Annotated in this window: 23 protein-coding genes; 10 read left to right on the forward strand and 13 right to left on the reverse strand. The window is 66.6% G+C overall.

What is annotated here, in order from left to right:
• The first annotated feature begins 26 nt into the window (after window positions 1-26).
• Complete coding sequence (locus tag KAJ83_RS03090; RefSeq protein ID WP_210680536.1) at window positions 27-224, forward strand: hypothetical protein; 198 nt, start codon at window positions 27-29, stop codon at window positions 222-224.
• Window positions 225-266: 42 nt separating this feature from the next.
• Here KAJ83_RS03090 and gatB read toward each other — a convergent pair whose 3' ends face one another.
• From gatB to KAJ83_RS03110, 4 genes are all read right to left on the reverse strand, one after another.
• Window positions 267-1,724, reverse strand: a complete 1,458-nt coding sequence (gatB, locus tag KAJ83_RS03095) for an Asp-tRNA(Asn)/Glu-tRNA(Gln) amidotransferase subunit GatB (RefSeq protein ID WP_210680537.1) — start codon at window positions 1,722-1,724, stop codon at window positions 267-269.
• Window positions 1,725-1,745: 21 nt separating this feature from the next.
• Window positions 1,746-3,221: an Asp-tRNA(Asn)/Glu-tRNA(Gln) amidotransferase subunit GatA gene (gene gatA / locus KAJ83_RS03100; protein ID WP_210680538.1), complete on the reverse strand. Its 1,476-nt coding sequence runs from the start codon at window positions 3,219-3,221 to the stop codon at window positions 1,746-1,748.
• A 23-nt stretch (window positions 3,222-3,244) separates the two neighbouring features.
• Window positions 3,245-3,532, reverse strand: coding sequence for an Asp-tRNA(Asn)/Glu-tRNA(Gln) amidotransferase subunit GatC (gatC, locus tag KAJ83_RS03105; protein ID WP_210680539.1), 288 nt, complete (start codon window positions 3,530-3,532; stop codon window positions 3,245-3,247).
• A 266-nt stretch (window positions 3,533-3,798) separates the two neighbouring features.
• Complete coding sequence (locus KAJ83_RS03110; RefSeq protein WP_210680540.1) at window positions 3,799-4,179, reverse strand: hypothetical protein; 381 nt, start codon at window positions 4,177-4,179, stop codon at window positions 3,799-3,801.
• 105 nt (window positions 4,180-4,284) lie between these two features.
• Here KAJ83_RS03110 and ruvX point away from each other — a divergent pair, with 105 nt between their 5' ends.
• Together ruvX and hemB are read left to right on the forward strand one after the other, a co-directional pair.
• Complete coding sequence (gene ruvX / locus KAJ83_RS03115) at window positions 4,285-4,752, forward strand: Holliday junction resolvase RuvX (protein ID WP_210680817.1); 468 nt, start codon at window positions 4,285-4,287, stop codon at window positions 4,750-4,752.
• 58 nt (window positions 4,753-4,810) lie between these two features.
• A complete protein-coding gene (hemB, locus tag KAJ83_RS03120) occupies window positions 4,811-5,812 on the forward strand; it encodes a porphobilinogen synthase (protein ID WP_246484166.1) in 1,002 nt (333 codons plus the stop codon).
• A 7-nt stretch (window positions 5,813-5,819) separates the two neighbouring features.
• Here the strand turns inward: hemB and KAJ83_RS03125 are convergent, their stop codons facing one another.
• Complete coding sequence (locus KAJ83_RS03125; protein ID WP_210680541.1) at window positions 5,820-6,836, reverse strand: ornithine cyclodeaminase family protein; 1,017 nt, start codon at window positions 6,834-6,836, stop codon at window positions 5,820-5,822.
• Window positions 6,837-6,901: 65 nt separating this feature from the next.
• On the opposite strand from KAJ83_RS03125, the gene KAJ83_RS03130 reads away from it, so the two are divergent.
• Window positions 6,902-7,525, forward strand: a complete 624-nt coding sequence (locus KAJ83_RS03130) for an NUDIX domain-containing protein (RefSeq protein WP_210680542.1) — start codon at window positions 6,902-6,904, stop codon at window positions 7,523-7,525.
• 58 nt (window positions 7,526-7,583) lie between these two features.
• Window positions 7,584-8,585 carry a cysteine synthase A gene (locus KAJ83_RS03135; RefSeq protein WP_210680543.1) on the forward strand — a complete coding sequence of 334 codons (1,002 nt, stop codon included), beginning with the start codon at window positions 7,584-7,586 and terminating at the stop codon, window positions 8,583-8,585.
• A 50-nt stretch (window positions 8,586-8,635) separates the two neighbouring features.
• On the opposite strand, the gene KAJ83_RS03140 is transcribed toward KAJ83_RS03135, so the two are convergent.
• The 4 genes from KAJ83_RS03140 to KAJ83_RS03155 form a co-directional block, all read right to left on the reverse strand.
• Window positions 8,636-9,877, reverse strand: coding sequence for a bifunctional alpha/beta hydrolase/OsmC family protein (locus KAJ83_RS03140; protein ID WP_210680544.1), 1,242 nt, complete (start codon window positions 9,875-9,877; stop codon window positions 8,636-8,638).
• A gap of 60 nt (window positions 9,878-9,937) precedes the next feature.
• The gene (locus KAJ83_RS03145) at window positions 9,938-10,738 is read right to left on the reverse strand and encodes a DODA-type extradiol aromatic ring-opening family dioxygenase (protein ID WP_210680545.1); all 801 of its coding nucleotides are present in this window, start codon (window positions 10,736-10,738) and stop codon (window positions 9,938-9,940) included.
• A gap of 60 nt (window positions 10,739-10,798) precedes the next feature.
• A complete protein-coding gene (gene recO, locus KAJ83_RS03150; protein WP_210680819.1) occupies window positions 10,799-11,578 on the reverse strand; it encodes a DNA repair protein RecO in 780 nt (259 codons plus the stop codon).
• An 86-nt stretch (window positions 11,579-11,664) separates the two neighbouring features.
• Window positions 11,665-12,921, reverse strand: a complete 1,257-nt coding sequence (locus KAJ83_RS03155) for a hypothetical protein (RefSeq protein ID WP_210680546.1) — start codon at window positions 12,919-12,921, stop codon at window positions 11,665-11,667.
• A 278-nt stretch (window positions 12,922-13,199) separates the two neighbouring features.
• On the opposite strand from KAJ83_RS03155, the gene KAJ83_RS03160 reads away from it, so the two are divergent.
• Window positions 13,200-14,372: a benzoate/H(+) symporter BenE family transporter gene (locus tag KAJ83_RS03160; protein ID WP_210680547.1), complete on the forward strand. Its 1,173-nt coding sequence runs from the start codon at window positions 13,200-13,202 to the stop codon at window positions 14,370-14,372.
• Between the two features lie 12 nt (window positions 14,373-14,384).
• Here the strand turns inward: KAJ83_RS03160 and KAJ83_RS03165 are convergent, their stop codons facing one another.
• The gene (locus tag KAJ83_RS03165; protein ID WP_210680548.1) at window positions 14,385-16,730 is read right to left on the reverse strand and encodes a molybdopterin guanine dinucleotide-containing S/N-oxide reductase; all 2,346 of its coding nucleotides are present in this window, start codon (window positions 16,728-16,730) and stop codon (window positions 14,385-14,387) included.
• Between the two features lie 124 nt (window positions 16,731-16,854).
• Here KAJ83_RS03165 and KAJ83_RS03170 point away from each other — a divergent pair, with 124 nt between their 5' ends.
• Window positions 16,855-17,940 (forward strand): lipid A deacylase LpxR family protein, encoded by a 1,086-nt coding sequence (locus KAJ83_RS03170; protein WP_246484168.1) that lies wholly within the window; start codon window positions 16,855-16,857, stop codon window positions 17,938-17,940.
• Between the two features lie 143 nt (window positions 17,941-18,083).
• Window positions 18,084-18,698, forward strand: a complete 615-nt coding sequence (locus KAJ83_RS03175) for a PAS domain-containing protein (protein WP_210680549.1) — start codon at window positions 18,084-18,086, stop codon at window positions 18,696-18,698.
• On the opposite strand, the gene KAJ83_RS03180 is transcribed toward KAJ83_RS03175, so the two are convergent.
• Entirely contained in the window at window positions 18,692-19,402 is a 711-nt protein-coding gene (locus tag KAJ83_RS03180; RefSeq protein WP_210680550.1) for a PAS domain-containing protein, read from the reverse strand. The two genes, KAJ83_RS03175 and KAJ83_RS03180, sit on opposite strands and share 7 nt — an antisense overlap.
• A 232-nt stretch (window positions 19,403-19,634) precedes the next feature.
• Here KAJ83_RS03180 and KAJ83_RS03185 point away from each other — a divergent pair, with 232 nt between their 5' ends.
• Window positions 19,635-20,882 (forward strand): DUF3616 domain-containing protein, encoded by a 1,248-nt coding sequence (locus tag KAJ83_RS03185; protein WP_210680551.1) that lies wholly within the window; start codon window positions 19,635-19,637, stop codon window positions 20,880-20,882.
• A gap of 6 nt (window positions 20,883-20,888) precedes the next feature.
• Here KAJ83_RS03185 and KAJ83_RS03190 read toward each other — a convergent pair whose 3' ends face one another.
• Together KAJ83_RS03190 and KAJ83_RS03195 are read right to left on the reverse strand one after the other, a co-directional pair.
• On the reverse strand, window positions 20,889-22,427 hold the full coding sequence (locus KAJ83_RS03190) for an alkaline phosphatase D family protein (protein ID WP_210680821.1): 1,539 nt from the start codon (window positions 22,425-22,427) through the stop codon (window positions 20,889-20,891).
• 79 nt (window positions 22,428-22,506) lie between these two features.
• Window positions 22,507-23,157 carry a TetR/AcrR family transcriptional regulator gene (locus KAJ83_RS03195; RefSeq protein WP_210680552.1) on the reverse strand — a complete coding sequence of 217 codons (651 nt, stop codon included), beginning with the start codon at window positions 23,155-23,157 and terminating at the stop codon, window positions 22,507-22,509.
• Window positions 23,158-23,307: 150 nt separating this feature from the next.
• Between KAJ83_RS03195 and KAJ83_RS03200 the strand changes: the two genes are divergently transcribed.
• A complete protein-coding gene (locus KAJ83_RS03200) occupies window positions 23,308-24,459 on the forward strand; it encodes an efflux RND transporter periplasmic adaptor subunit (protein ID WP_210680553.1) in 1,152 nt (383 codons plus the stop codon).
• Window positions 24,460-24,488 lie beyond the last annotated feature (29 nt).

Raw genomic sequence — 24,488 nt, forward strand, 5'->3', positions numbered from 1 at the left:
GGCGGGGAAGCGAGGAGGCATGACCCATGTATTACGCCTATGCCGATATCGAGGGTGAGACGCTGAACGCCATCAAGGCCCTGGAGGGGGAGATCGGGCGGCCGCTGATCGCGGTGAAGCCCGTCGCCCTAAAACCGGCCGAGATCGAGGAGCCGGCCCTCGACCGCCTGCGGGCGCTGGAGGCCCGGCTCGGCGTCACATTGGTGGCGGTGGAGCCGCGCTGAGCCGCCCCCGCCCCCGGCAACCGACCCCGCGCGGCGCCGTCCCTACCCGTCCAACTTCTTCTGGAGCAAGTCGTTCACCATCTTCGGGTTCGCCTTGCCCTGGGATGCCTTCATGACCTGTCCGACGAACCAACCGATCAGGCCTGTCTTGCCGCCGCGATATTTCTCCACCTGATCGGGATTGTCGGCAACGACCTTGTCGACGATCGCCTCGATCTCGCCGCTATCGGTGATCTGCTTCAGGCCCTTGGCCTCGACGATCTCCTTGGCGCCCTTGCCGGTCTCGAACATCTCGTCGAAGACATCCTTGGCGATCTTACCGGAAATCGTGTCGTCCGCCATCAGGCCCAGCAATTCGCCGAGGGACGCGGCGCTGACCGGGCTTTCCAGAATGGTCTTGTCGGCCTTGTTGAGGCGCCCGAACAGTTCCACCGTCACCCAGTTGGCGGCCTGCTTCGGGTCGCCGTGCTTGGCCACTTCCTCGAAATAATTCGCGATTTCCCAGTCCGCGACCAACACGGCGGCATCATAGGCACCGAGCCCATAACTCTCCATGAAGCGCTTCTTCTTCTCCGCCGGCAGCTCCGGCAGCGTGCCGCGGCATTCCTCGACGAAGGCATCGTCGAATTCCAGCGGCAGCAGGTCCGGATCGGGGAAATAGCGGTAATCATGCGCCTCTTCCTTGTTGCGCATGGAGCGGGTCTCGCCCTTCGACGGGTCGAACAGCCGCGTCTCCTGATCGACGGTGCCGCCGCCCTCGATCACCGCGATCTGGCGCAGCGCCTCGATCTCCACCGCCTGACGCACGAAACGCACGGAGTTGATGTTCTTCAACTCCGCCCGCGTGCCCAGCGCCTCGCCCGGCTTGCGCACGGAAACGTTCACGTCCGCGCGCATCGAGCCCTCGGCCATGTTGCCGTCGCACGAGCCGATATAGCGCAGGATCGAGCGCAGCGTGGAGACATAGGCCGCCGCCTCCTCGGGTGAGCCCATGTCGGGCTTGGAGACGATTTCCATCAGGGCGACGCCGGAGCGGTTCAGGTCGATGAAGCTTTTCTTCGGATGCTGGTCGTGCATCGACTTGCCGGCATCCTGCTCAAGATGCAGCCGCTCGATCCCGACCACCTTGGTCGTGCCGTCGGGCAGATCGACCTCCACCTCGCCCTCGCCGACCACGGGCTGGTCGTACTGGCTGATCTGATAGCCCTGGGGCAAGTCGGCGTAGAAATAGTTCTTCCGCGCGAAGACCGACTGCTTGTTGATCGCGGCGTTGAGCGCGAGGCCCGTGCGCACGGCCTGGCGCACGCATTCCCCATTGATGACGGGCAGCATGCCGGGCATGGCCGCATCGACCAGGCTTACCTGCGCGTTCGGGTCCGCGCCGAAGGCGGTCGCGGCGCCGGAGAACAGCTTGGCCTTGGAGGAGACCTGCGCATGGACCTCGAGGCCGATGACGACCTCCCACTCCCCGGTCTCGCCCTTCAGACGGTAGTCGGACATTCTCTCTTTCCTCCCGTCGCCTCAGCCGGCCCGAAACTGCGGGCGGCCGGTGAAGCCCGCCGCGCTTTCCAGCGCATGGGCCGCGCGCAGCACCGTTTCCTCGTCGAAGGCCCGGCCCAGGATCTGCAGGCCGAGCGGCAGACCCTGATCGTCCATCCCCGCCGGCACGCTGATGCCGGGCAGGCCGGCCAGATTGGCGGGCACCGTGAAGACATCGTTCAGATACATCTGCACCGGGTCCGACGGCTCCTCGTCGATGCCGAAGGCGGCCGACGGCGTAGCCGGGGTTAGCAGGACGTCGACCTGCTCGTACGCCTTGCGGAAATCCTCCGCGATGCGGCTGCGCACCTTCTGGGCCTTCAGGTAATAGGCGTCGTAATAGCCGGCGGAGAGGACATAGGTGCCGATCAGCACCCGGCGCTTCACCTCCTCGCCGAAACCCTCGCCGCGCGTGTTCTCGTAAAGCTCGTTCAGCGACTCGCCCTCGACCCGCAGGCCGTAGCGCACGCCGTCGTACCGCGCGAGGTTCGAGGACGCTTCCGCCGGCGCCACGATGTAATAAGCCGGCAGGGCGTATTTGGTATGCGGCAGGGAGACATCGACGATCTCCGCCCCCTGCTGCTTCAGCCAGTCGATCCCCTGCTGCCAGAGCCTGTCGATCGAGGCCGGCATGCCGTCGACGCGATATTCCTTCGGCACGCCGACCTTCAGGCCCTTGATGTCGCCGGTCAGCGCCGCTTCGTAATCCGGCACCGGGCGGTCGACGCTGGTCGAATCCTTCGGATCGAATCCCGCCATCGCGCCCAGCATGATGGCCGCGTCGCGCACCGTGCGCGTCATCGGCCCCGCCTGATCCAGCGAACTGGCGAAGGCGACGATGCCCCAGCGCGAGCACCGGCCATAGGTCGGCTTCAGACCCGTGATCCCGGTGAAGGCCGCGGGCTGGCGGATCGACCCGCCGGTATCCGTGCCCGTCGCCGCGAGGCAGGCGCGCGCCGCGACCGCCGCGGCCGACCCGCCGGAGGACCCGCCGGGCACCAGATCCTTGTCGTCGTCCCGGCGTTTCCAGGGGTTCTTCACCGGGCCGTAATGGCTCGTCAGATTGGCCGAGCCCATGGCGAACTCGTCCAGGTTCAACTTGCCCAGCATCACCGCGCCCGCATCGAACAGGTTGCGGGTGACGGTGCTTTCATAGGGCGGCTTGAAGCCGTCCAGGATATGGCTGCCGGCGGTGGTCAGGACCCCTTCCGTGCAGAACAGATCCTTGATGCCGAGCGGAATGCCCTCCATCGCGCCGGCCTTGCCGTCGGCGATGCGCTTGTCGCTCGCCTCGGCCCGGGCGCGGGCTTGCTCGGCCGTCTCGGTGATATAGCAGTTGAGGGGACGCGCGGCCTCGACCGCCTTGATATAGGCGTCGGTCAGCTCGACGGCGGAAATCTTCTTGGCGCGCAGCGCGTCGCGCGCCTCGGCGATGGTAAGATCGAGAGGATCGCTCATGCTATCGGGGCCCCGCTATCCGATTACTCGACGACCTTGGGGGTCGTGTAGAAGTTCATCTGCGCATCCGGCGCGTTGGCGGTGACCTTCTCCGGATAGCCGCCGTCGTCCACCTTGTCCTCGCGCCAGCGCAGGCTCGTCTCGACCGCCGAGGTCATGGGCGCCACGCCCTCGACATCGACCTCGCCCAATTGCTCGACCCAATTGACGATCCCGTCCAACTCGCCGGCCAGACTGTCCAGCCGATCCTCCGGCACCTTGATCCGGGCGAGATGCGCGACCTTCGCCACCGTCTCCTTGTCGAGCGCCATGGGGTGAGCCCTCTTCCGCCTGATGTCTGAAAAATTCTCGGAAAACCCGGCGCGGCCCCGTCGAAGCCCCACCGGAATCGGGCCGGAAGCTAGCACCGGGGACCGGGGGCGGCAAGCGGCGGCGCGCTCCTTTTGCCTCGCCCCCGATATCGGATGGCGAGACGGAACCCGGCACGGCGCCTGTTTCGCCCCCCTCCAACCTCCCCCATAAAGGGAGGGGGTCGGGGGGACCGACATACGTGACGTCCCCATTCCCTCACGGAAGCTCAAGCCGCGCGATGCTCCGTATTCCCCGCCGGCGTGATGAAGACCAGCGTCGCCGGCGTCGCCGCCGTGCCGAAATGCCAGCAGGTGCGCGGCACGACGCAAACCGGGCTTTCCGGGGTCAGGTGGGCCGTGCGCTCGCCCGCCCCCTCCTCGATACGCAGCGCGACCGGGCCGCCCTGGCGCAGGATAACGATTTCCTCGCCATCCATGTGCCGTTCCCAATGGGAGAAGGAGCCGGAGAGCCGCAGCAGCGAGATCAGCCAGCCGTCGATCGTAACCCGGCCGTCCGCCAGCTTCTCCCAGAATTCCGGCCCGCCGCCCAACGCCTCCACCGCGCCGTCGCGGGCGAGCGAAAGGAAGATATCCGTATCGTCCGGCATGACCGCCCCCGTCGCGATTCCTTGGTGACGGGGGATGATCGCGCGCGGCGCGATCGGGCGCAAGCATCGCTGGCCCGGCCGCGCGGCGCGCGCTATACCCCGGCCATGGACCGACCGACCGCCCTTACCGATCTGCCGCGCGGCGCCGTGTTGCTGGGTCTCGACCCCGGCACGAAGACGATCGGCGTGGCGGTCGGCGACCCCGGCTGGCAGATCGCCTCGCCGCTGGAGACCATAAAGCGAACCAAGTTCACCAAGGACGCGGAGCGGCTGGAGACCCTGATCGCGGAGCGCCGCGCCGGCGGCATCGTCATGGGCCTGCCCGTCAATATGGACGGCAGCGAGGGGCCGCGCGCCCAATCCGTGCGCCAACTGGCCCGAAATCTGGTTCAATTGCGCGGCTGGACCCTGCCCATCGTCTTTTGGGACGAGCGGCTTTCGACCAGCGCGGTCGAGCGTTTCCTGGTGGACGAGGCCGATATGACCCGCAAGCGCCGGGGCGAGGTGGTGGACAAGATGGCCGCCGCCTACATCCTGCAAGGGGCGCTGGACGCGCTGCGGCGATCGGATTGAACGGCGCGCGGCGCGCCATTAGGCTCCCGCGCGTTCATGACAAAGGGGGAGAAGACCCATGGACCCGACCCTCGGCCGCTATCCGACGAGCCGCATGCGGCGCACCCGCACGAACGACGCGATCCGCCGGCTGGTGGCGGAAACGCGCCTCGGGCCGCAGGATTTCATCTGGCCGTTGTTCGTGAAGGACGGCACCGGCGCGCGGGAGCCCATCGCCGCCATGCCGGGGGTGGACCGCCTGTCCGTCGATCTGATCGTGGAGGAGGCGAAGCGCGCCCAGGATCTGGGCATACCGGCGATCGCCCTTTTCCCCCAGACGGACCCGGCCAGGAAGGACGCGCAGGGCTCCGAGGCCCTAAACCCCGACAATCTGGTCTGCACGGCGACGCGCGCGGTGCGCGCGGCCTGCCCGGAGTTGGTGATCCTGTGCGATGCCGCGCTCGACCCCTATACCGATCACGGCCATGACGGGCTGCTGGCGGACGGCCGCATCCTGAACGACGAGACGGTGGAGATGCTGAAGCGGCAGGCGGTCGTCCAGGCCGATGCCGGCTGCGACACGATCAGCCCGTCGGACATGATGGACGGCCGCATCGGCGCGATCCGGCAGGCGCTGGACGAGGCCGGGCACCAGAATGTCCGCATCATCTCCTACGCCGCGAAATACGCCTCCGCCTTCTACGGTCCGTTCCGGGAGGCCGTCGGCTCCGCCAGCGCGCTGACCGGCGACAAGCGCACCTATCAGATGGACCCGGCCAATGGCGACGAGGCCCTGCGCGAGGTGGCGAAGGACCTGGACGAAGGCGCCGACATGGTGATGGTCAAGCCGGGCATGCCCTATCTGGACATCGTGCGGCGGGTGAAGGACGCCTTCGGGGCGCCGACCTATGCCTATCAGGTGTCCGGCGAATACGCGATGCTGGCGGGGGCCATCCAGAACGGATGGCTCGACCGCGACCGGGCCATCCTGGAGGCGCTTCTGTGCTTCAAGCGCGCGGGCGCCGACGGCGTGCTGACCTATTTCGCGCGGGAGGCGGCGGAGCTTCTGGCCGCGCGCTGACCGCCCGTCACGCGAAGGGCAGGGTCATGCCCACGCCCTTCTCCGCCGCCTTGCGCAGCAAGGCCGCGCCGAGCGCGATATCGCTGGTCGGCAGGCCGCGGTGCCAGAACAGGATCGTTTCCTCCGCCCGCTCGCGGCCGGGCTTGGCGCCGGCGCAGATCTCGCCCAGTTCCGCATGGACGCCGTCCTCGTCGATCAGGCCGGCATTGATGTGCGGGCGCAGCGCGCCGAAGGGGCCGGCCCGCATCTGGCCCCGGTCATCGACGACCACCTTGTCGATCCCGTCCAGCACGTCGAGTTCCAGCGTGCTCATCGTGCCATAGGGAATGACGAGCGCGCCGGGCTTGATCCATCCTGATTTGAAGAGCGGCGTCGGCTCGTTGAGGCGCGAGGCCTCCACCAGGATATCGGCACCGTCGAGGCAGCTTTCCCAATCCTCGGTCGCGCGCACGGGCTTGCCGAGATCGGCGCTCAGCCGCTCCGCGAAGGGCTCCCGGCTTTCCTTCCGGCGGGAATGGACGCGGATTTCCTCGAAATCGAACAGCCGGTCCAGCAGCCGCACGTTCCAATAGGCCGTGCCGCGCGCGCCGATATGGCCGAGGACCCGCGGCTTGCTCGGCGCCAGATGCTTGGCCCCGATGGCGGTCAGCGCGCCGGTGCGCATTTCCGTGATCGCGGTCGCATCAATCACCGCCTTCGGAATCCCGGTTTGGGGATCGAAGAGGTTCAGCATCGCCATTTCCGAGGGCAGGCCCTGCTTGTAGTTGTCGACGAAGTCGCCGACCACCTTCACCCCGGCATAGGCCCAGCCCTCGTCCTTCGCGCGCACGACGCCGCGCAGCACGTTGAAATGGCCGTTGACCCCGTCCCCCGGCATCAGATGCATGCGCGGTTCGACCACCGTGCCACCCTGCCCCTGGGCGACGAGGCTCGCCTCGATCGCCGCCAGGATTTCCGCATCGTCGAGCGCCAGCGCCTCGACATCGGGGCCGCTGAGATAGGTGATCGAGATCGCATCCGCCATGACGTTCTTCCCTTCCACGTGCTAGGTGTCCCACCGCTTACGCCACTCACGAGGATCAGAAAAGCATGACGGACCAGCCAAAGCGCCCGACACGTGTCGAGGTGATCGCCCGCGATCGGCCCTTTCAGGGATATTTCGCGGTCGATCGCTATCGCCTGCGCCACGAACAGTTCGCGGGCGGCATGGGCAAGGAGATCAGCCGGGAGATCTTCGAGCGCGGCCACGCCGTCGGCGTCGTCCCCTACGATCCCGCGCGCGACGCCGTCGTGCTGATCGAGCAGTTCCGCGCCGGCGTCTTCGCCCATGGCGATCCCGAGCCATGGCTGATCGAGGTGGTCGCGGGCATCATCGAGCCCGGCGAGGAGGCCGAGGCCGTCGCCCGCCGCGAGACGGAGGAGGAGGCCGGCCTCACCCTCGGCCGGTTGGAAGAATTGTCGATGCAGTACATGTCGCCCGCCGGCAGTTCGGAATCGATCCGCTTCTTCGTCGGAGAATGCGACAGCACGAAGGCCGGCGGCCTGCACGGGCTGGCGGACGAGGGGGAGGATATCCGCGTCTTCGTCCACAGCTTCGAGGAAACGCTGGCCATGGTTCATGACGGGCGCATCCGCAACGCCATGACAACCATCGCGATCCTTCAGACGGCGGCGCGTCGCGAGGCCTTGCGCGAGGCATGGCGGGCGCACTAAATACAGCGGCGTTCGGGGCTTGGCGCAGAACCACACCCAACCGCTGGAGAAACGACCCATGCATATTCGCGACGACTTCGTCGACGCCGTCGGCAACACCCCGCTCATCAAGCTCAAGAAGGCGTCGGAGGAAACCGGCTGCACCATCCTGGGCAAGGCGGAGTTCCTGAATCCCGGCGGGTCGGTGAAGGACCGGGCGGCGAAGTACATCATCCTGGACGCGGAAGCGCGCGGCGAATTGGAGCCCGGCGGCCTGATCGTCGAGGGCACGGCGGGCAATACCGGCATCGGCCTGGCGCTGGTCGGGAACGCGCGCGGCTATCGCACGCTGATCGTCATCCCCGAGACGCAGAGCCAGGAGAAGAAGGACATGCTGCGCCTGTGCGGGGCGGAGTTGATGGAGGTTCCGGCCGTCCCCTTCAAGGACCCGAACAACTATGTCCATGTGGCCGAGCGCACCGCGGCCGAACGCGCCAGGAGCGAGGCGCACGGCGCGCTCTACACCAATCAGTGGGACAACCTCTCCAACCGCGAGGGCCATGTCCGCTCCACCGGCCCGGAGATCTGGGACCAGACGGAGGGCAAGGTGGACGCCTTCACCTGCGCCATGGGAACCGGCGGCACGCTGGCCGGCATCGGCCTCTATCTGAAGGAAAAGAACAAGGATATCCGCATCGTCGCCGCCGATCCCTGGGGGGCCGCGATGTACAACTGGATCAAGACCGGCGACCTGAAGGCGGAGGAAGGCGGCTCCATCACCGAGGGCATCGGCCAGGGCCGCGTCACCGGCAATATCGACGGCGCCCCCTTCGACGACGCCTATAAGATCAAGGACGAGGAGGCCCTGCCCGTCACCTTCGACCTGCTGAAGCACGAGGGGCTGTGCCTCGGCGGCTCCAGCGGCGTCAACGTGGCCAGCGCCATCCGCCTCGCCAAGGACCTGGGCCCCGGCCACACCATCGTCACGGTGCTGTGCGACGGCGGGCAGCGCTATCAGTCGAAGCTCTTCAATCCGGCCTTCCTGAAGGAAAAGGGATTGCCGGTGCCGGACTGGCTGTAGGTCGGACGCCACGCGTCCTCTCCCAACTTCCCCCCATGAAGGGGGAGGCGCTATTGCCCAGCCTCCGCCAGCCGCGTGCGCACCTTCACCTCGCCATGCAGCGTGCGGTGGACGGGGCATTTGTCGGCGATCTCCAGCAGCCTCTCCCGCTGCTCCGCGCTGAGGTCGCCTTCCAGGACGATTTCGCGCTCGATCACGTCGACCATGCCGCCGACGGTCTCGCAGTCGGCGCAATCCTCCGCATGGGTCTTGGCGTGCTTCAGGCGCACGGTCGCGAAATCGAGCGGCCATTTCTTGCGATCGGCATACATCCGGATCGTCATGGAGGTGCAACTGCCGAGCGCCGTCAGAAGATAGTCATAGGGGCTGGGGCCGCTGTCGCGGCCGCCCATCGACTTGGGTTCGTCCGCGCCCATGACATGGCGTCCGACGCGCACCCGGTTGCCGAAGGGCCCTTTGCGGGTCTCGCGCACCTCGACGACGTTATCGGGCAGCGGGGCGGCCTCCCGCTTCTCCATCGGATCGACATCGACATAGCGCGCGGCCCAGCCGGCCAGCACCTGCGCCACATAGGCCGCATCGCGGTTGTCGGTCAGAAGGTGGTTCGCCTTGTCCAGGCTGACGAAGCTCTTGGGATGCTTCGCGGCCTTGTAGATGCGCTCCGCGTTTTCGATCCCGACCGTCTGGTCGAGGGGGGAATGCATGACCAGCAGCGCCTTCCTCATATGCGCGATCCGGTCCGCCAGATCGATCGCCTCCAGCGCCTCGATGAAGTGACGCTGTATCTTGAAGGGCCGCCCGCCGAGATCGACGACGGCCTCCCCCTCCTCGCAGATGACGTCCTTGTGATCCTCGAAATGATGCGCGACGTGCTCCGGATCGAAGGGCGCGCCGATGGTGGCGATGGCCTGCGTCTCCGTCAGCAGGTCGGCCGCCGCCAGCACCGCCGCCCCACCCAGCGAATGGCCGATGACGATCGCGGGCCAGCGATAGTCCCGCGCCAGGAAATGCGCCGCCGCCTCGATATCCAGGATATTGGTGCGGAAATTGGTGTTGGCGAAATCGCCGTCGGAACCGCCAAGGCCGGTGAAATCGAAGCGCAGCGTGGCGATCCCCCGCTCCCCCAACGCGGTCGCGATCCGGCTGGCCGCGACGGAATCCTTGCCCAGCGTGAAGCCGTGCACGAAGAGAGCATAGGCGCGCGGGCTCTCCCCATCCGGCAGTTCCAGCCGGGCGGCGAGCTCGAACCCCTGGGAGCCCATGAAGGTGACTTTTTCCGAATGTCGGGCCATGGCCGTCGCGCTTCCTTATCCGTGGCGGGCACGCACCGATGCGCAGATCGGGGCGCCCGCTCAATCGAACCGATAGCAGTCCATCGCGATGATGCCATGGCGGAAGCTGCGATGCAGCGCCTGTCCCGCCACCCCGTCCGCCTTCGCGCCGAGCGGCACGAAGAGCGGCAGCAGATGCTCCGGGCTGGGATGGTTATGGCGCCCCTCGGGCGCATCCTCGAAGGCGGCGAGAGCCGCGACATCGTCCGCCGCGATCCGGTCCGCCAGCCAATCGGCGAAGGTCACCACCCAGTCGGGCGCCGGGGATTCCGGCGGCTGTCCGCGAAAGGCCCGCAGATTGTGCGTCGCCGCGCCGGTTCCGAGGATCAGCACCCCTTCATCCCGCAGCGGCGCCAATGCCCGGCCGAGCGCCATGTGATGCGCCGGCCCCAGATGGGGCTGCACCGATAGCTGCAGCACCGGGATTTCCGCCGTGGGCCACATCAGCAGCAGCGGATTCCATGCGCCGTGATCGAGGCCCCTTTCCGGATCGGCGCCGGCGGGAAGGCCGGCCGCGCGCAGCAAGTCGACGATCCGCGTCCCCAGATCCGGCGCGCCCGGCGCCGGATAGCGCAGGCGATAGAGCGCCTCGGGAAAACCAAAGAAATCGTGGATCGTCTCCGGCCGTGGGGTCGTGCCCACCGTCGGCTGGCGCGCCTCCCAATGGGCGGAGACGGCGAGGATCGCGCGTGGCGCCCCGAATTCCGCGTCGATCGCGGGGCCCAGGCCCTCCAGGAACGCCTTGGCGGGCGCGCCCCGATCGATCGGCAGCGTCGGCGCGCCGTGGCTGATGAAGTAGCTGGGGAGGCGTGTTTCCGTCATGATCGAAAAGATAGTCGGGCACCCGTCGCCGAACAATCGGCTTGGTGGGCGACGGATTGTTTACGAATTGGCCAAAATATCATCGGCCCCACCCTCCCCCACGCGCCCCGTCCCGGTGGTGGCGGCGGTGTCGAAGCGCCGCTCCAGGCGCGCGCGGGCGTCGGGTAGCGGCTTACCGTGCAGATCCAGCACATGCCGCGCCAGGAAATAGCCCGTCAGACGAAGCGATTGTCCCAACGCCTCCGCCCCGGCCCTGGCACGCGGGCTCAGCAGGAAGGCGGGCAAGGGCAGCAGCCGCTCGCGATAGGGTCGGGCGGCTTCGGTCGAGACGGCACGTCCTGTCCGGGGAGAGACATAGGTCAAATCCTCCGTCACCCCGGTCGCCGCGCAGGCCGAGAGGTCCAGACCGAAGCCGAGTTCCGCCAGCAACCCGACCTCCCACCGCGCGTAGGTCTCCGCCCAGCTCTCCGCCTCCAGCGCGACCAGAAGCGCCGCCAGATCGTCGAAGATCTCGGGATGCGGCTCTCGTTCCGGCAAGCCGGTATCGATCAGGGACAGCGCGGAGGAAAGCGCCGCCAGCCGACCCGAATCCATCATCAGCGCGGCCGCGTGGCTCGCCACCGGCTCCAACGACATCGCGCCCAGGTGCTCCTCCAGCCGCGCGCGCCAGGTCGCCTCGACCCGGTTGCCGGGTTGCAGCATGCCCTTCATCCGCCGGGATTGGCCGCCGCGCACCAGGCCCGCATGCCGCCCCCGCGCGCGCGTCAGCAGCGAGACGACCGCGCCGTTCTCGCCATGCCGCCGAACGCTCAGGATGATACCATCGTCGCGCCATTCCATGGGGGCGAGGGTACGCCCGCCCCGCGCCTTCGACAATCGCGCGCGCCCATGGGAAACCGGAGCGGGAAGCCGCGTGGGCACGGAATTCACCCCTCTCCGGAAAACGCCTTCTCGATCACGGCACCCGCATCCGCGTTGGGCTCGTCCGCGCGCCGGTTCCAGGTGGTGGCAAGATTGCGGCTCTTCATGACCCGCTTATAGATCTCGTCGTCCAGTGTATCGTCCATCCAGGAATGGAATTCCCGCACCGTGCGCGCACGCAACTGCATGGGATTGCGGTCGCGTCGGTATTGGACGGATGGGTCCTCCTCCAATTCCCTAGGCGGGGCCGGCATTTGGCGCAGGATATAGGCGATGACCGCGTTGCGCGCCGGAATATCGTCCTCGTCCACCGTCAACCAGCGCGTCGCATGGCTGGCCCAGCCGTCGAGGGCGAAGGATATCTTGATCCGTTCTTCCCGGATCAGGTTGAGGAGCCCATCATAGCGCTTATCGTCGAGGTAATAGCTTTCATCCAGCATCGCCTTCTTGATATGGCGGGCCCGGCTCAAGGCATATTCAACGAAGGTTTGAAGATTGTAGGTGATGATCTCGCCCGCGTCGCGGAACTCCTGCGTGCTTTCGCCGCAATAATCGGCGATGCCTTCGTCAAGCGCCTCCAGCAATTGCAATTGTCGGCTGAGATAACCGACCGACCGGCTGCTGTCCTCCACGACGATGGAACAAATGGGCGCGGCGAATTCGCTGAGGCCGTCCAGGCGGCTCTGCAACTTCTCGCGGCTGATGCGCGCGCCCTTCACCACCGTGCCGACGATAATGCGCACGAGGCGAAGCATGTCGTCCGGCGATTGCTCGTTGAGCGAAAGCAGGATACGGCGATCGACGGAGGCGAGTTCCCGGCTGCCCATCATCTTGCCGTACCGCCGCCCGAACATGGCGAGGACTTCCAGGAAACTGGACTGCACGTCCTGCGCGGCGATCCGCATTTCCTGCGCGGCCTGACGCTTGTCGGTCGCGTCGCCCGCCTCCGCATCGACGGCGAGACGCAATTCCCGCATCATGATCGGGTCGAGATGTCCCTGATACTTCGCGCGCCCCTCCATGACCCTTTGATGGAGAAGGCGGTCCCGACCGATCAGGTCGGTCCATCTAGTGAGATCGGCGAACATCATGACGAGATCGTTCGACCGCCCCATGTCGGAACCGGCCCAATTCGGAATCAGCGCTTCGTAATCATCCAGGTCGGTGCGCCTGGGCATGCGGCATCTGGCCAGTTCGACCATCCGGCCGTGAAAGCCGACATAAACCCCCCGGTCGCGAAAACTCTTATATTGGACGGCCATCCACCCTCGGCCCCCATGCCACCACATACATCTCCCCGGCCGATCCGCCGTACCCTATTACATGCCGGAAGACAGGCCCCGTCAAAGGCTTCACGGATCGAGCGCCCCCAGACCGTCCCTCCAAGCCCCCTGGGGCATCTCCCACTGGTCATCCCACTGGTCATCCCACTGGCCACCCCACTGAACCACCCCATTGGGCGCGCCGGCCGTGCGTCCCCACGCGAAGCGTGCTAAGCCGCCGGTCGTCCGCGTTCCCGCCCGGTTCGGAGTATCGTCCCATGCGACCATCCCTCGTCAGTTCGGCGCTTGTCGCCGCGCTCGTCGGTTTCGGCGGCAGCGGTGCCGTCGTCCTTTCCGCGATCCAGGCGGTCGGCGCGACGCCGGTGGAAAGCGCGTCCTGGCTGACCGCGCTGTGCCTGTCCATGGCGGGGACCAGTTTCTGGCTTTCCTGGCGTCACCGCATGCCGATCCTGGCGGCCTGGTCGACGCCGGGGGCGGCGCTGCTGGGCGCGACGGCGGTCGGCGGTGCGACCGGCCCCTATGATATCCAGACCGCGGTCGGCGCCTTCCTCGCCGCCGGCGCGCTGATCTTAGCCAGCGGCCTTCTGCGCCCGTTGTCGGACGCCATAGCGCGAATTCCCGGCGCGGTGGCGGCCGCCATGCTGGCGGGCGTCCTGATCGCCTTCCCGATCGCGATGTTCGATGCGGCGACGGCGGATCCGCTGCTGATCCTGCCGTTGATCGGGCTCTATCTGGTCGCGCGGCTAATCAGCACCGCCTGGGCCGTCATCCTGGTGATCGGCGCGGCGGTCGCCTGGGCAATGGCACTCGACCGGGTGGCGGCGATCGACGGGACGCTGGCCGTCGCGGACCTGACGCTCATCACACCGACCTTCACGGTCGAATCTCTGATCGGGCTGGCCCTGCCGCTTTTCCTGGTCTCCATGGCCTCTCAGAATCTGCCGGGCTTCGCCGTTCTGCGCGCGGCGGGGTACGAACCGCCGGCGCGTTCCGCCCTGACGGTCACCGGCATCGCCTCGATCGTGACCGCGCCCTTCGGCGCCCACACGACGACCATGGCGGCGATCACGGCGGCGCTCTGTACCGGCCCCGACACCCACCCCGACCCGGCGCAGCGATGGAAGAGCGGCCTGTTCTACGCCTTCTTCTATCTCGTTCTCGCCGCGGTGGGGGTCAGTCTGGTTTCCGCCTTCTCCGCCCTGCCCGCCTCGATCGTCACGACGGTCGCGGGGCTGGCACTGCTGACGCCGCTGATGGGCGCGCTCAAGGCCGCGATGGCGCCGGAGGAAACCCGCTTCGCCGCGACCGCGACGCTCGCCGCCACGGCCTCGGGGCTGACGCTTCTCGGCGTGGGGTCGGCTTTCTGGGGGCTGGCGCTCGGTCTTCTCGTCCTGGGGCTGGAGGCCTTGGCCCGGCGCCTGAAAGGATAACGGCGCCGCCCCTTAAAGCGGCGGCGCGAAGGCGCGTACCGGCGGGGCCTCGTCCTCCTCCACCCGCTCGACCTCCACCAGGGCGGAATGCGCCGACGGCCCCTGCGCCAGGCGCGAGGTACCGATATCCGCCGTCAGCACGTTCGGATTGCCGTGCGCGTCGAGGCTGCCCTCGCGCTCCGGCTCGACCGGGTCGTACCAGGCGCCGGTGGCGAGCTCGACCACCCCCGGCATCACCCCTTCGTCGATCATGGCGCCCGCCAGACAGGCGCCGCGATCGTTGAAGAGGCGCACGATATCGCCCGCCGCGATACCCCGCGCGGCCGCGTCCGCCGGGTTGAGGCGACAGGGCTCCCGCCCCTTGATCTTGGCGTCCGTGCTGGCCTTGCCGTGATCGAGCTGGCTGTGCAAGCGCTTGCGCGGCTGGTTGGAGATCAGATGCAACGGATAGCGCGCCGCCAATTCCGTGGCCCCCAACCATTCGCGAGGCGGAATCCAGACCGGATGCCCCGGACAGTCGTCATAGTCGAAGCCGGCGATCCGTTCGGAGAATATCTCGATCCGGCCCGACGGTGTCTTCAACGGGTGGGCCTCCGGATCGGCGCGGAAATCGGCCGCGAAGACACGTTCGACGGGACCGCCCGGCAGTTCCAGCACCTCGCGCTCCCAGAAGCTGTCGAATTCCGGAATCTCAAATCCCGCCTTGCCGCCCCGCTGACGCGAGATATCCCAGAGATGACGCAGCCATGCCATCTCGTCCCGCCCCTCGGTGAACGCCTCCGCGATACCGAGGCGCCCGGCGATGCCGGTGAAGATCGCATAGTCGTCGCGCGCCTCACCCACCGGGTCGACCGCGCGCTTCATCGCCACCGCATGGCCGGCGAGCGAGGTCGCCATGTAGTCGTTACGCTCCATCGCCGTGGTGGCGGGCAGGACGAGGTCCGCGTGCCGGGCCAGAGAATTCCAGAATATCTCGTTGACGATGACCGTCTCCGGCCGCGCCCAGGCCCGGCGCAGCCGGTTCAGATCCTGGTGATGATGGAACGGGTTGCCGCCCGCCCAATGAACAAGGCGGATATCGGGATAGCGATGGCTTTGCCCGTCGTAATCGAACGACCCGCCGGGATCGAGCAACATGTCCGCGATACGCGCGACCGGGATGAAGCGCTTCACCGGATTGCGGCCCTGCGGCAGCGCGCCCCAACCCGATTGCGGCGACGGATCGCCGACCCCGTGCAACGCGCTCAACCCCACGGTCAGCCCGCCGCCCGGCGTGCCGATTTGCCCCAGCATGGCGGCCAGGACAACCGCCATCCAATAGGGTTGCTCGCCATGTTCCGCGCGCTGCAGGGACCAGCTTACATTGATGATTGTGCGGTGCGAGGCCATGCGGCGGGCAAGATCGCGGATGGCATCCGCCGCCATGCCGCAGAGCGGGGCCGCCCATTCGGGCGATTTCGCGATACCGTCGCCTTCCCCCATCAGATAGGGGCGGAAACGGTCGTAACCGACGCAGTAACGGTCGAGGAAGGCATGATCCGCCAGCCCCTCCGCCTCCAGCACATGGGCGAGCGCCAGCATCAGCGCGGTATCGCTGTTCGGGCGAATGGCAGCCCATTCCGGATCGACGAAATCGGGCGTATCGTCGCGGAAGGGCGCGATCGAGACGAAGCGCATGCCGTTTTCGGCGCACCGCTCCATCCACTCGTGCGTCGTATGCTTGGCGAGGCCGCCCGCGTTGTTCTGCGCGTTCTTGAGCGGCAGGCCGCCGAAGGCCACCATCAGTTCGGCGTTCTCGGCGATCGAGGGCCAACTCGTGCTGTCGGCGGTAAGCGCGCGCAGGCTGGCGATCACATGCGGCAGGATCACCTCCGCCGCCGCATAGGAATAGGCATTGACCGATTTCACATAGCCGCCCGCCAGCCCATAGAAACGGTGAATCTGGCTCTGCGCATGGTGGAAGCGACCGGCGCTGGCCCAGCCGTAGGAACCGGCATAGATCGCCTCGTTCCCATGGGCCTCGCGAATACGCGAAATTTCGGCGGCGGCCAGTTCGAAAGCCTCCTCCCAATCGATCGGCACATAGCGGTCGGCGCCGCGCCGCGCGCCTTGGCGTTGCGCGGGATCGGCGCCGGCGCGCACGGCCTCCAGCCAGCCGGCGCGCGCATGCGGGCGCTGAATGCGCTGCGGACCGTCGATCGTGCCCGCCATGGATTCGACCATGGCCGCGGGGTCCGTATCCCCTTCATAGGGATCGACATGGACGACGCGACCATCGCGGACGATTACACGCATCGTGCCCCAATGATGGGCGGTGCTCGTTCCGCGCGCCGTCCTGCCGGTCGTTGTATCGTCCATGGAAGCCATAACTGACGCCTTCGTCTTGCCGTAACCTTCTAAACGCCACAATATCGCCCAGTATCGGTGACACAAGCCGAGGGCTCGGCTACAACAATCAACGATAAGAAGAGGTCCGTGGCCCATGATCGGTTTCCACCCGCAGCCCCGAACGTTCCGCGCCCTCGGCACGCATGCCGCCCTGTCGATGGGCATCGCGATGATTACCGGCCTCGCGATGGCGGCATCGGCGGGCGCGCAGCAGATCGGCCCCCTCGCGGACGCCTCCGCGCCGGCACGCGACGATCGCGGCGGTACATTGACGCTGGAATTCGAGAACGACTTCTTCTCGACCACCGACCGGCATTTCACGCACGGCACGAAGCTCAGTTACGTCACCGCCGAACGCTCCCCGATCGAGAACGACGTGATCGCGCGGGCGGCGCGCTACGTCCCCTTCTTCCCGGACGGCGCGCGGGCGCGGGCGAGCTATTCGCTCGGCCAGAACATGTATACGCCCGAGGATATCAGCCAGACCGCTCTCATTCCGGACGACCGGCCCTATGCCGGTTGGCTCTATGCCGGATTCGGCCTGGTGGCCGAGGATCCGGACCGCGAGCGTATCGACAATCTGGAGATCGACATCGGCGTCGTCGGCCCCTGGAGCCAGGCCGACACCACGCAACGCAAATGGCATCGCTGGTTCGATTTCGACGAACCCCGCGGGTGGCGCAACCAGATCGACAACGAACCCGGTGTGATGGTGCTGTTCGAGCGCACCCAGCGCGGCGCGCGCGCCGACCTGCCCTTCGGCCTGGAAACCGAATTCCTGCCGAGCTTCGGCTTCGCGCTCGGCAATGTGATGACCTATGCCTCGGTCGGCGGCACGGTGCGGATCGGCGGCGATCTCAGCGTCGATTACGGCCCCCCTCGCATCCGGCCGAGCCTGCCGACCGGCGGCTTCCTACGCCGGGAGGACGGCTTCAATTGGTACCTTTTCGCCGCGATCGGCGGGCGGGCCGTGGCGCACAATATCTTCCTCGACGGAAACACGTTCTCCGACAGCCATAGCGTCGACAAGAAATACTTCGTCGGCGATTTCCAGGCCGGGCTCGCGCTGCAATATGACGGATGGCGCCTCGCCTACACCCATATCCTGCGGACCGAAGAGTTCCATGGACAGGACACCCCCGACCGTTTCGGAGCACTTAGCCTATCCTACCAATTTTAGAGTAGACGCGTGTTTGTTTGAAATAATCCACGTATTCACCACAGGTTAATTTCGCATTAACTTTTAGCTATCATGATTCGAATCCTGATTCGTCTCCCCTACCCTTAACGGAGGGGACGACCAACAACCGACGAGCGTTCGATATGAAAAACGCCGCCCTTGCGATGGTTCCAGGCATATCGGGCTCCGGCGACATGCCGACGCCGATCGACCGCCTCCATGCCGCCTGCGACTCGCGGCTGCGCTACCGGGACAGCATGACGCTCGTCGATATGTGGATCGCCAATGACGAAGGCAGCCGGTTCGACCCCTGCGACATTCCCACCCTGCTGGCGAAAATCTATTTACTCGACCAGGAGGGAGAGCGCTTGCGCTATCGCGTCTCGGGAGAGGCGGTGAACGCGCTCACCAACCGTCAACATACCGGCCGGTTTCTCGACGAAATCGTTCCCCCCGATATCTATCCGGAGATCCTGCCCTGTTTCATGCGGGTGATCGGGGGAACCGCGATCTGCATCCTGCAGGGAAAGCTGATCGTTCCCGAACGCGATAACCTGTATTTCGAACGGGTATTGCTGCCGGTCCGGCGCTATGGCCGCACGATGCTTTTGGGATGCCGCAGTCTCTCGACGACCTGCGCGCTACGCGACGGCATGACGGCCGAGCAGGAGGGCGTGCGCCTGACGATGATCGACCGGTCCACGGGCGACGCATGGGATGAGGTCAGGAATTTGGTTCCCGTCGCGCCGACCTACTGATCACGGCCCTGTTCGCATTCCGACCGGCCGTCGATACCCCCTCCGGATTCAGGAGCGAGCCCCTCGAAGATGAGCGGCGCGTCGACGATGTTCCGGCGCTCCGTGGTCTGAAAATCCTCATGGCTTTCCGGCAGACCATACCCGAGATCGATGAAGCATCGTTCGGAAGGGTAGGAATAGCTGATCGTCACGGACGCATCCGTCCAGCCGATATCCTCGCGCACGATGCTGTCCGCGAACAGCAGCCGGTCGGGCGCCTCCAATCCGGCGGCGCTGCGCAACGGTACCCCCAGGGCCTCGCAGAACACCTGCTGCCCGGAGGACAGAATCTGCAGATTGCGCACAGCCATGGCGCAGCGATGCTCCAACATGGAGGAAAAGGATCGCCACGCCTGTTCGCGCCGTATCGGCTGGACGAAATCGAGGTAATTGTCGCCCACGCGAACGCCGTTGAAGCGCCGTTTGCACTCCTCGCCGATCAGACGGAATGTGACCCGATCCTCGCCGACCTCGTACAGCACCATGCTGGACAGTACGCGGCCGAGAGCCGCCAAGTCGAAGGACGAAAGGCACGGGATTCCGCCCGCCTTTTCAAGTGACCCCCCGTAGACGGCGGCTAGCCTGCGGGCGGGCTCGGATTCCAGGCGCGCCCTGACGACCTCGAGGCCGGAGGCGAGATAGGCAGGGCGCGTGACCAACGTCATCAAGTTTCTCGTTCGGAAAGGAGTGCTACCGGACGAAGTATAATCGCATCAGCGCATTTCGGAAGGATAAGAGTGCGAATATTCACCTGCCGCCCTCCCTCCGGGTCGCGCCGATGCCGGGGCCCTGGCGTGGCGTGGATTCCCCTTCTCAGATCAACCGGACATCCCCATGTGCCGAAACGGGGGAAAGAGGACCCCCGCGACCGGCGTATCTACGAGCCAAGGAGGCCCCATGCCGCAGCAACCCGCGACCAAGACCGGCCCCAAGCAGGGAGCCGCGAAGCGAGCACCGGCGAAACAAGTAAGCGGCAAGACACCCAAGGCCCGAAAGACGGTCGCGAACGGCACGTCCCCGGGAAAGCCGACGCGAGGGAGAACCGCCCTCGACCTTAACGGCTATCTCTATAGCCCCGCCGATATACCGATGCGGCGCGTGCGGGTGGATTTTCATCATCACGATCGGCTGGACACGATCGACGAACCGATGCGCGGCGATATTTCCGGCATGGCGATCGACGACGACATCCTGTGGCTCGTCTCGGACGAAACCTGTTCCGTCGAGCGTCTGAAGCGCCAGGATGACGGCGGCTATGGCGCGCACCGTAGCTTCGATCTAACGAAAGTCTTCGACCTGCCTGGGAACACGGAAATCGACCTCGAGGGAATGGCCGTCGAGGATGATTGGCTCTGGCTCGTCGGCTCGCACGCCCTCAAGCGCAAGAAGCCCCGGCCGGACCAGGACGGCGCGCGGAAGACGATCAAGCGGCTTGGCCGGATCGAGCGGGAGGCGAACCGCTATTTCCTCGCCCGCGTACCGCTGGAGACCGGCGTCGACGGCGCGCCGGAACTCGTCGCCACCGCGCGCGACGGGCGCGAGGCGGGACTGGTGCGCATGCGCAAGGGACGCAACGACCTCGCCCGGCATCTGGCGAAGGACCCGCATATCGGTCCCTTCCTCGACATCCCCGCGAAGGAGAACGGTATCGATATCGAGGGGATAGCCGTTTCCGGCACCCGCGTATTCCTCGGCCTGCGCGGGCCGGTGCTGCGCGGCATGTCCTTAATGATCGAACTCGACATCAAGGATAAGGGCGACGGTCGTCTGAAATTGCGCAAGACCTTCAACGACGGCGGACGCTATCGCCTGCACTTTCTCGAACTCGGCGGCATGGGAATCCGCGACATGGTAATGGACGGCACGCGGCTGCTGCTGCTTGTCGGCCCGACGATGGATCTCGACGGTCCGGTCGCGGTGGTGTCGTTGAAGGAACCGTTCGGCGATTTCCACGACGTTACCTTCGCCAAGGAAATCGGCCATGTCCTGCGCATCCCGCACGGCGCGGGAACCGACCACGCGGAAGGATTCGCGCTAACGCCGGATCACGAGGTTCTTGTCGCCCATGACAGTCCCGACCCGTCGCGCCTGCATGACGACAGCCGGGCGAAGGATCTGGATCTATTCGCGCTCGAAACGGCGTGAAGAGGTTCAGTCCAAGGTCAGGTCGGGCGTGCGCCCGCTTTCCTCCAACTCCCAGGCGCAGCGCCAACTCCCGGCCGAAACACCCGGCTCGATCGTCAGATAATTGCGTTCCGCCGTATAGACCGCGCGCTTGCCCGGCAGCGGACGCAGACGGATCGGGTGCCCCGGCAACGGGCTGGAGCCGAGACGCGAAAGAAGCCCCAACCCCCGCGCATACCCTGCCGGCGGCGTCGGATGGGTGATGCCGGAGGCGACGAGTTGGTGGATCGGGCCGGCCGGCGTTTCCAAATGCCCCCGGGTCGCAAGATGAATTTCCCCGGAAAGAACCGTGACCCGGCACCCGTCCGATCCGTGTCGCGCCAGCATCGCCTGCAGGAAGCGCCGCCACTCCGCGCGGTGATAGCGGCTTTGCCACTGGTCGCGCAGATCGTCCTCGTATTTCTGCATCGACGGCATCAGGACCATCATGGCCTCGACCCAGGAAAGCCGGGGGCCCAGTGCCGGGACGCTGGACAGGATCAAAATGCGCCGCGCGCCTTCGCTTGTTCCATATTCGGTCGGGTCCAGCCCGGTCGGACCCTGCCCAGTCGAACCTTGCCCAGTCGAACCCTGCCCGGTCGAGGCGGCCTCCGCCATCGCGGCATCGAAGCCACGCCACCCCGCCTCGCCCATCACCCGGCGGGGCCGACGCTCCGATCGCAGATCCGGCGCGATCAGCGACAGGCCCGGCAAATGAACACGCCAGCCCAGGCTCCCGCCCTCGGGATCGGTACAGAATTCCGGTAGATCCTCCGGCGTCGCCGCCATCTGAAACAGCAGGAAAAACCGTCGCGCCGCGCGGAACAATGCCCGCCCGATCGGAGCATCCAGCTTCCGCTCGCGCAGCGACCCCCATCCGTCGCAGATATCGTGATCGTCCCACATGGCAAGCGAGGGGATGCGCGCCATCACCTTGGACGGCCCATCCTGCCCGAACAGGATCAGATAGCGGTGGAGGAAAGCCGATTCCATCGCATCCTCCGCCGCCGCCAGGGTCGCCGCGTCGACCGGCGCCACGCGCGATTCGTGCGCCCAAGCCCGCACGGCCGGATGCGCCTCCAGCACCTCGTCGGCATAGATCTGATCGCCGCCCTGCAACAGAAGGCCGAAAGGCCGCGCCTCGTTCTCGCGCGCGAGCCGATGCCAGAGACGGTTGCGCCGTCCCGGCTCCCGGTCGAGGTCGCCCTCCTCCTGGCCGTTGCAGGAGACATAGGCGATGCGCGGCCCCGGCGCATCGAAGACCAGCGATACCGGAATCTCCACACCATCGTAGCGATAGGAAGAAAGCCCACCGACGGGCAGGGCGAAGCGGTAGCGCAGGATCCGCCACCCGTCTCGCCGCATCAGGATTTCAGGATCAACCTGGGCGCCATCGGCTTCCAGCACGGGGTCGGCCACGCCGTCCGGCAAGACCGCGAGGGCGGCCAGCCGTGCCCGTGCATCCGCCAAGCCCCGAAAGAATAGGAGGGGACCGACACCGCCTTCCGGCGGCCCGGCCTTGTCCATTACGTCCAAGGGCATCTCCTCACTGCCGTGCCCACACCCGAGACGTGCAGGTAGTGAAGCCATCGCCCGCGATCAAGCGTTACGCGCGCGCGACGCCCTTCAGGAAAATGTCGATCGCGCAGGAAAGCCGTTGCCGGACGTCGTTTTTCGATAGCGTGGCACGGTCGGGATCGACCAGCCGGTCGATCGGATTCTCAAACACCATGTCGCAGAACATACGGGCCGCCAGTTCGGTGTCCACCGGCGCGATCTCCCCGGCCACGGCCGCGCGGTCGAGTTCCGCGCGAACGGTGTCGCGCACCATATCCGGCCCCTCCCGCAGGAAGACCTGCCCTAAATCGGGATGGCGATGCGCCTCCAGGATCACCGCGCGCAACACGCCCAGCGGCACCGTTTGATCCGCCGCGCGCCCGTCCGGGTCGAATATCCGTTCCAACCGTTCGGCCAACGGCATCCGCCGCTCCGAATCGATCAGCGGTCGGACGAAGGAACTGCGCAACCGCCGCACGCATGCCTCGAACAGCGCGGCGCGATCGGCGAACACGTCATAGAGCGTACGCTTCGACATACCGGCCTCGCGCGCGATCGCGGCCATGCTGGCGCGTTCGATGCCCTCGCGAACCAGCAGGCGTTCGGCCGCATCCAGCAGCCGGCGCTCGCGCTCCGCGCGGCTTAATTCCTTGGGGCGGCCGCGCCGGCGGCATCCATCGCCGGACCCGCATCGGATCATGAATATGCCTCCCTATCTTTTTTCCCACCGCCTCCTGGTTCGAGACGGATTCGTTCCTAGCTTTACCCTTGCGCTCGGCACGCTTGGCGCTTAATAAAACCACGCGGTTTTCAAATTTGTCCACCCGACATATCACGGAATGAAATGACCATGATCCGATCGCGCTTTTTGATCGTGGCCGCCCTGGCGGCTAACCTTGTCCTGGGCACGATTACCCCTTCGGCCGCGCAGCAGCAGGGTGCCGGCGGTCCCCAACCCGTCACCGTGACGACTCTTGAAGCGCGGGACGTAACCCTGACTAGTCGCCTTCCCGGCCGCATCGTCGCATCCGGCGTCGCCGAGGTGCGACCCCAGGTCGCCGGCATTATCACTGAACGGTTGTTCGAGGAAGGCGGCCGCGTCATGGCCGGCGACCCGATGTACCGCATCGACGCCGAAAGCTACGAGGCCAGCGTCGCGGCCGCGGAAGCCCAGGTGGCCGAAGCCCGGGCACGGTTGCGCGCGACCAGCAAGGAGGCCGACCGGGCCCAGGAGTTGATCGATCGTGGCGTGGTCAGCGAACAGCGGCTGGAGGAAGCAATTTCCCAGCGCGATGTCGACGCGGCCGCCCTGAAGGTCGCGGAGGCGGAGTTGCGGGCCGCGCGTATCGACCTCGACCGCACGACGATCCGGGCCAAGCTGTCCGGGGTGGTCGGCCGTTCCTTCACGACGCAAGGCGCGTTGGTGACCGCCAGCCAGGCGGAGCCGCTGGCGGTCATACGCGCGCTCGACCCCGTCTATGTGGATGTGACGCAATCGGCCGCCGAGATCCTGGCATGGCGCCGCGGCTCGGTGCAGAGCAAGCTCGACGGCGTGGACACCCGCGTCACGCTGCAACTGGCGGACGGCGAGCTCTATACCGAAACCGGCGAGATGACGGCGGCGGAACCGCATGTGAACGAATCCACCGGCGTCGTCACGCTGCGCATGACCTTCGCCAATCCCGACGGTCTGTTGCTGCCCGGCATGTATGTGCAGGTCGACATGCCGCAACGCCAGTTGAAGGATGCGATCCTGGCCCCGCAGCAGGGCGTGCAACGCAACCGGCGGGGCGAACCGGTCGCCTATGTCGTCGGTGCCGAGAACAAGGTGGAGGAACGTGCCCTGACCATCGCCCAGGCGCAGGGCGCCAACTGGGTCGTGACGGACGGTCTTTCCCACGGCGACAAGCTCATCATCGAGGGCCTGCAGAAAATCGCCCCGGGCGCGCCCGTCGCGCCGGAGGAAGGCAAGGCGACGACCGCCGACAGCTCCCTGCAATAAGCCCACGCGCCCGCTCAATATACTAGGAC

The sequence above is a fragment of the Marivibrio halodurans genome (assembly GCF_017963645.1).
Lineage (GTDB): Bacteria > Pseudomonadota > Alphaproteobacteria > UBA8366 > Aestuariispiraceae > Marivibrio > Marivibrio halodurans.

Coding starts and splice junctions, on each gene's coding strand:
- KAJ83_RS03110 (WP_210680540.1), bottom strand. CDS start 4,179: ATGCCGGACGATACGGATATCTTCCTTTCGCTCGCCCGCGACGGCGCG.
- KAJ83_RS03195 (WP_210680552.1), bottom strand. CDS start 23,157: ATGATCCGATGCGGGTCCGGCGATGGATGCCGCCGGCGCGGCCGCCCC.
- KAJ83_RS03180 (WP_210680550.1), bottom strand. CDS start 19,402: ATGACGTTGGTCACGCGCCCTGCCTATCTCGCCTCCGGCCTCGAGGTC.
- KAJ83_RS03145 (WP_210680545.1), bottom strand. CDS start 10,738: ATGACGGAAACACGCCTCCCCAGCTACTTCATCAGCCACGGCGCGCCG.
- recO (WP_210680819.1), bottom strand. CDS start 11,578: ATGGAATGGCGCGACGATGGTATCATCCTGAGCGTTCGGCGGCATGGC.
- gatB (WP_210680537.1), bottom strand. CDS start 1,724: ATGTCCGACTACCGTCTGAAGGGCGAGACCGGGGAGTGGGAGGTCGTC.
- KAJ83_RS03175 (WP_210680549.1), top strand. CDS start 18,084: ATGAAAAACGCCGCCCTTGCGATGGTTCCAGGCATATCGGGCTCCGGC.
- KAJ83_RS03190 (WP_210680821.1), bottom strand. CDS start 22,427: ATGGACAAGGCCGGGCCGCCGGAAGGCGGTGTCGGTCCCCTCCTATTC.
- KAJ83_RS03200 (WP_210680553.1), top strand. CDS start 23,308: ATGATCCGATCGCGCTTTTTGATCGTGGCCGCCCTGGCGGCTAACCTT.
- KAJ83_RS03135 (WP_210680543.1), top strand. CDS start 7,584: ATGCATATTCGCGACGACTTCGTCGACGCCGTCGGCAACACCCCGCTC.
- KAJ83_RS03160 (WP_210680547.1), top strand. CDS start 13,200: ATGCGACCATCCCTCGTCAGTTCGGCGCTTGTCGCCGCGCTCGTCGGT.
- ruvX (WP_210680817.1), top strand. CDS start 4,285: ATGGACCGACCGACCGCCCTTACCGATCTGCCGCGCGGCGCCGTGTTG.
- gatA (WP_210680538.1), bottom strand. CDS start 3,221: ATGAGCGATCCTCTCGATCTTACCATCGCCGAGGCGCGCGACGCGCTG.
- KAJ83_RS03125 (WP_210680541.1), bottom strand. CDS start 6,836: ATGGCGGATGCGATCTCGATCACCTATCTCAGCGGCCCCGATGTCGAG.
- KAJ83_RS03090 (WP_210680536.1), top strand. CDS start 27: ATGTATTACGCCTATGCCGATATCGAGGGTGAGACGCTGAACGCCATC.
- KAJ83_RS03140 (WP_210680544.1), bottom strand. CDS start 9,877: ATGGCCCGACATTCGGAAAAAGTCACCTTCATGGGCTCCCAGGGGTTC.
- hemB (WP_246484166.1), top strand. CDS start 4,811: ATGGACCCGACCCTCGGCCGCTATCCGACGAGCCGCATGCGGCGCACC.
- KAJ83_RS03155 (WP_210680546.1), bottom strand. CDS start 12,921: ATGGCCGTCCAATATAAGAGTTTTCGCGACCGGGGGGTTTATGTCGGC.
- KAJ83_RS03185 (WP_210680551.1), top strand. CDS start 19,635: ATGCCGCAGCAACCCGCGACCAAGACCGGCCCCAAGCAGGGAGCCGCG.
- KAJ83_RS03130 (WP_210680542.1), top strand. CDS start 6,902: ATGACGGACCAGCCAAAGCGCCCGACACGTGTCGAGGTGATCGCCCGC.
- gatC (WP_210680539.1), bottom strand. CDS start 3,532: ATGGCGCTCGACAAGGAGACGGTGGCGAAGGTCGCGCATCTCGCCCGG.
- KAJ83_RS03165 (WP_210680548.1), bottom strand. CDS start 16,730: ATGGACGATACAACGACCGGCAGGACGGCGCGCGGAACGAGCACCGCC.
- KAJ83_RS03170 (WP_246484168.1), top strand. CDS start 16,855: ATGATCGGTTTCCACCCGCAGCCCCGAACGTTCCGCGCCCTCGGCACG.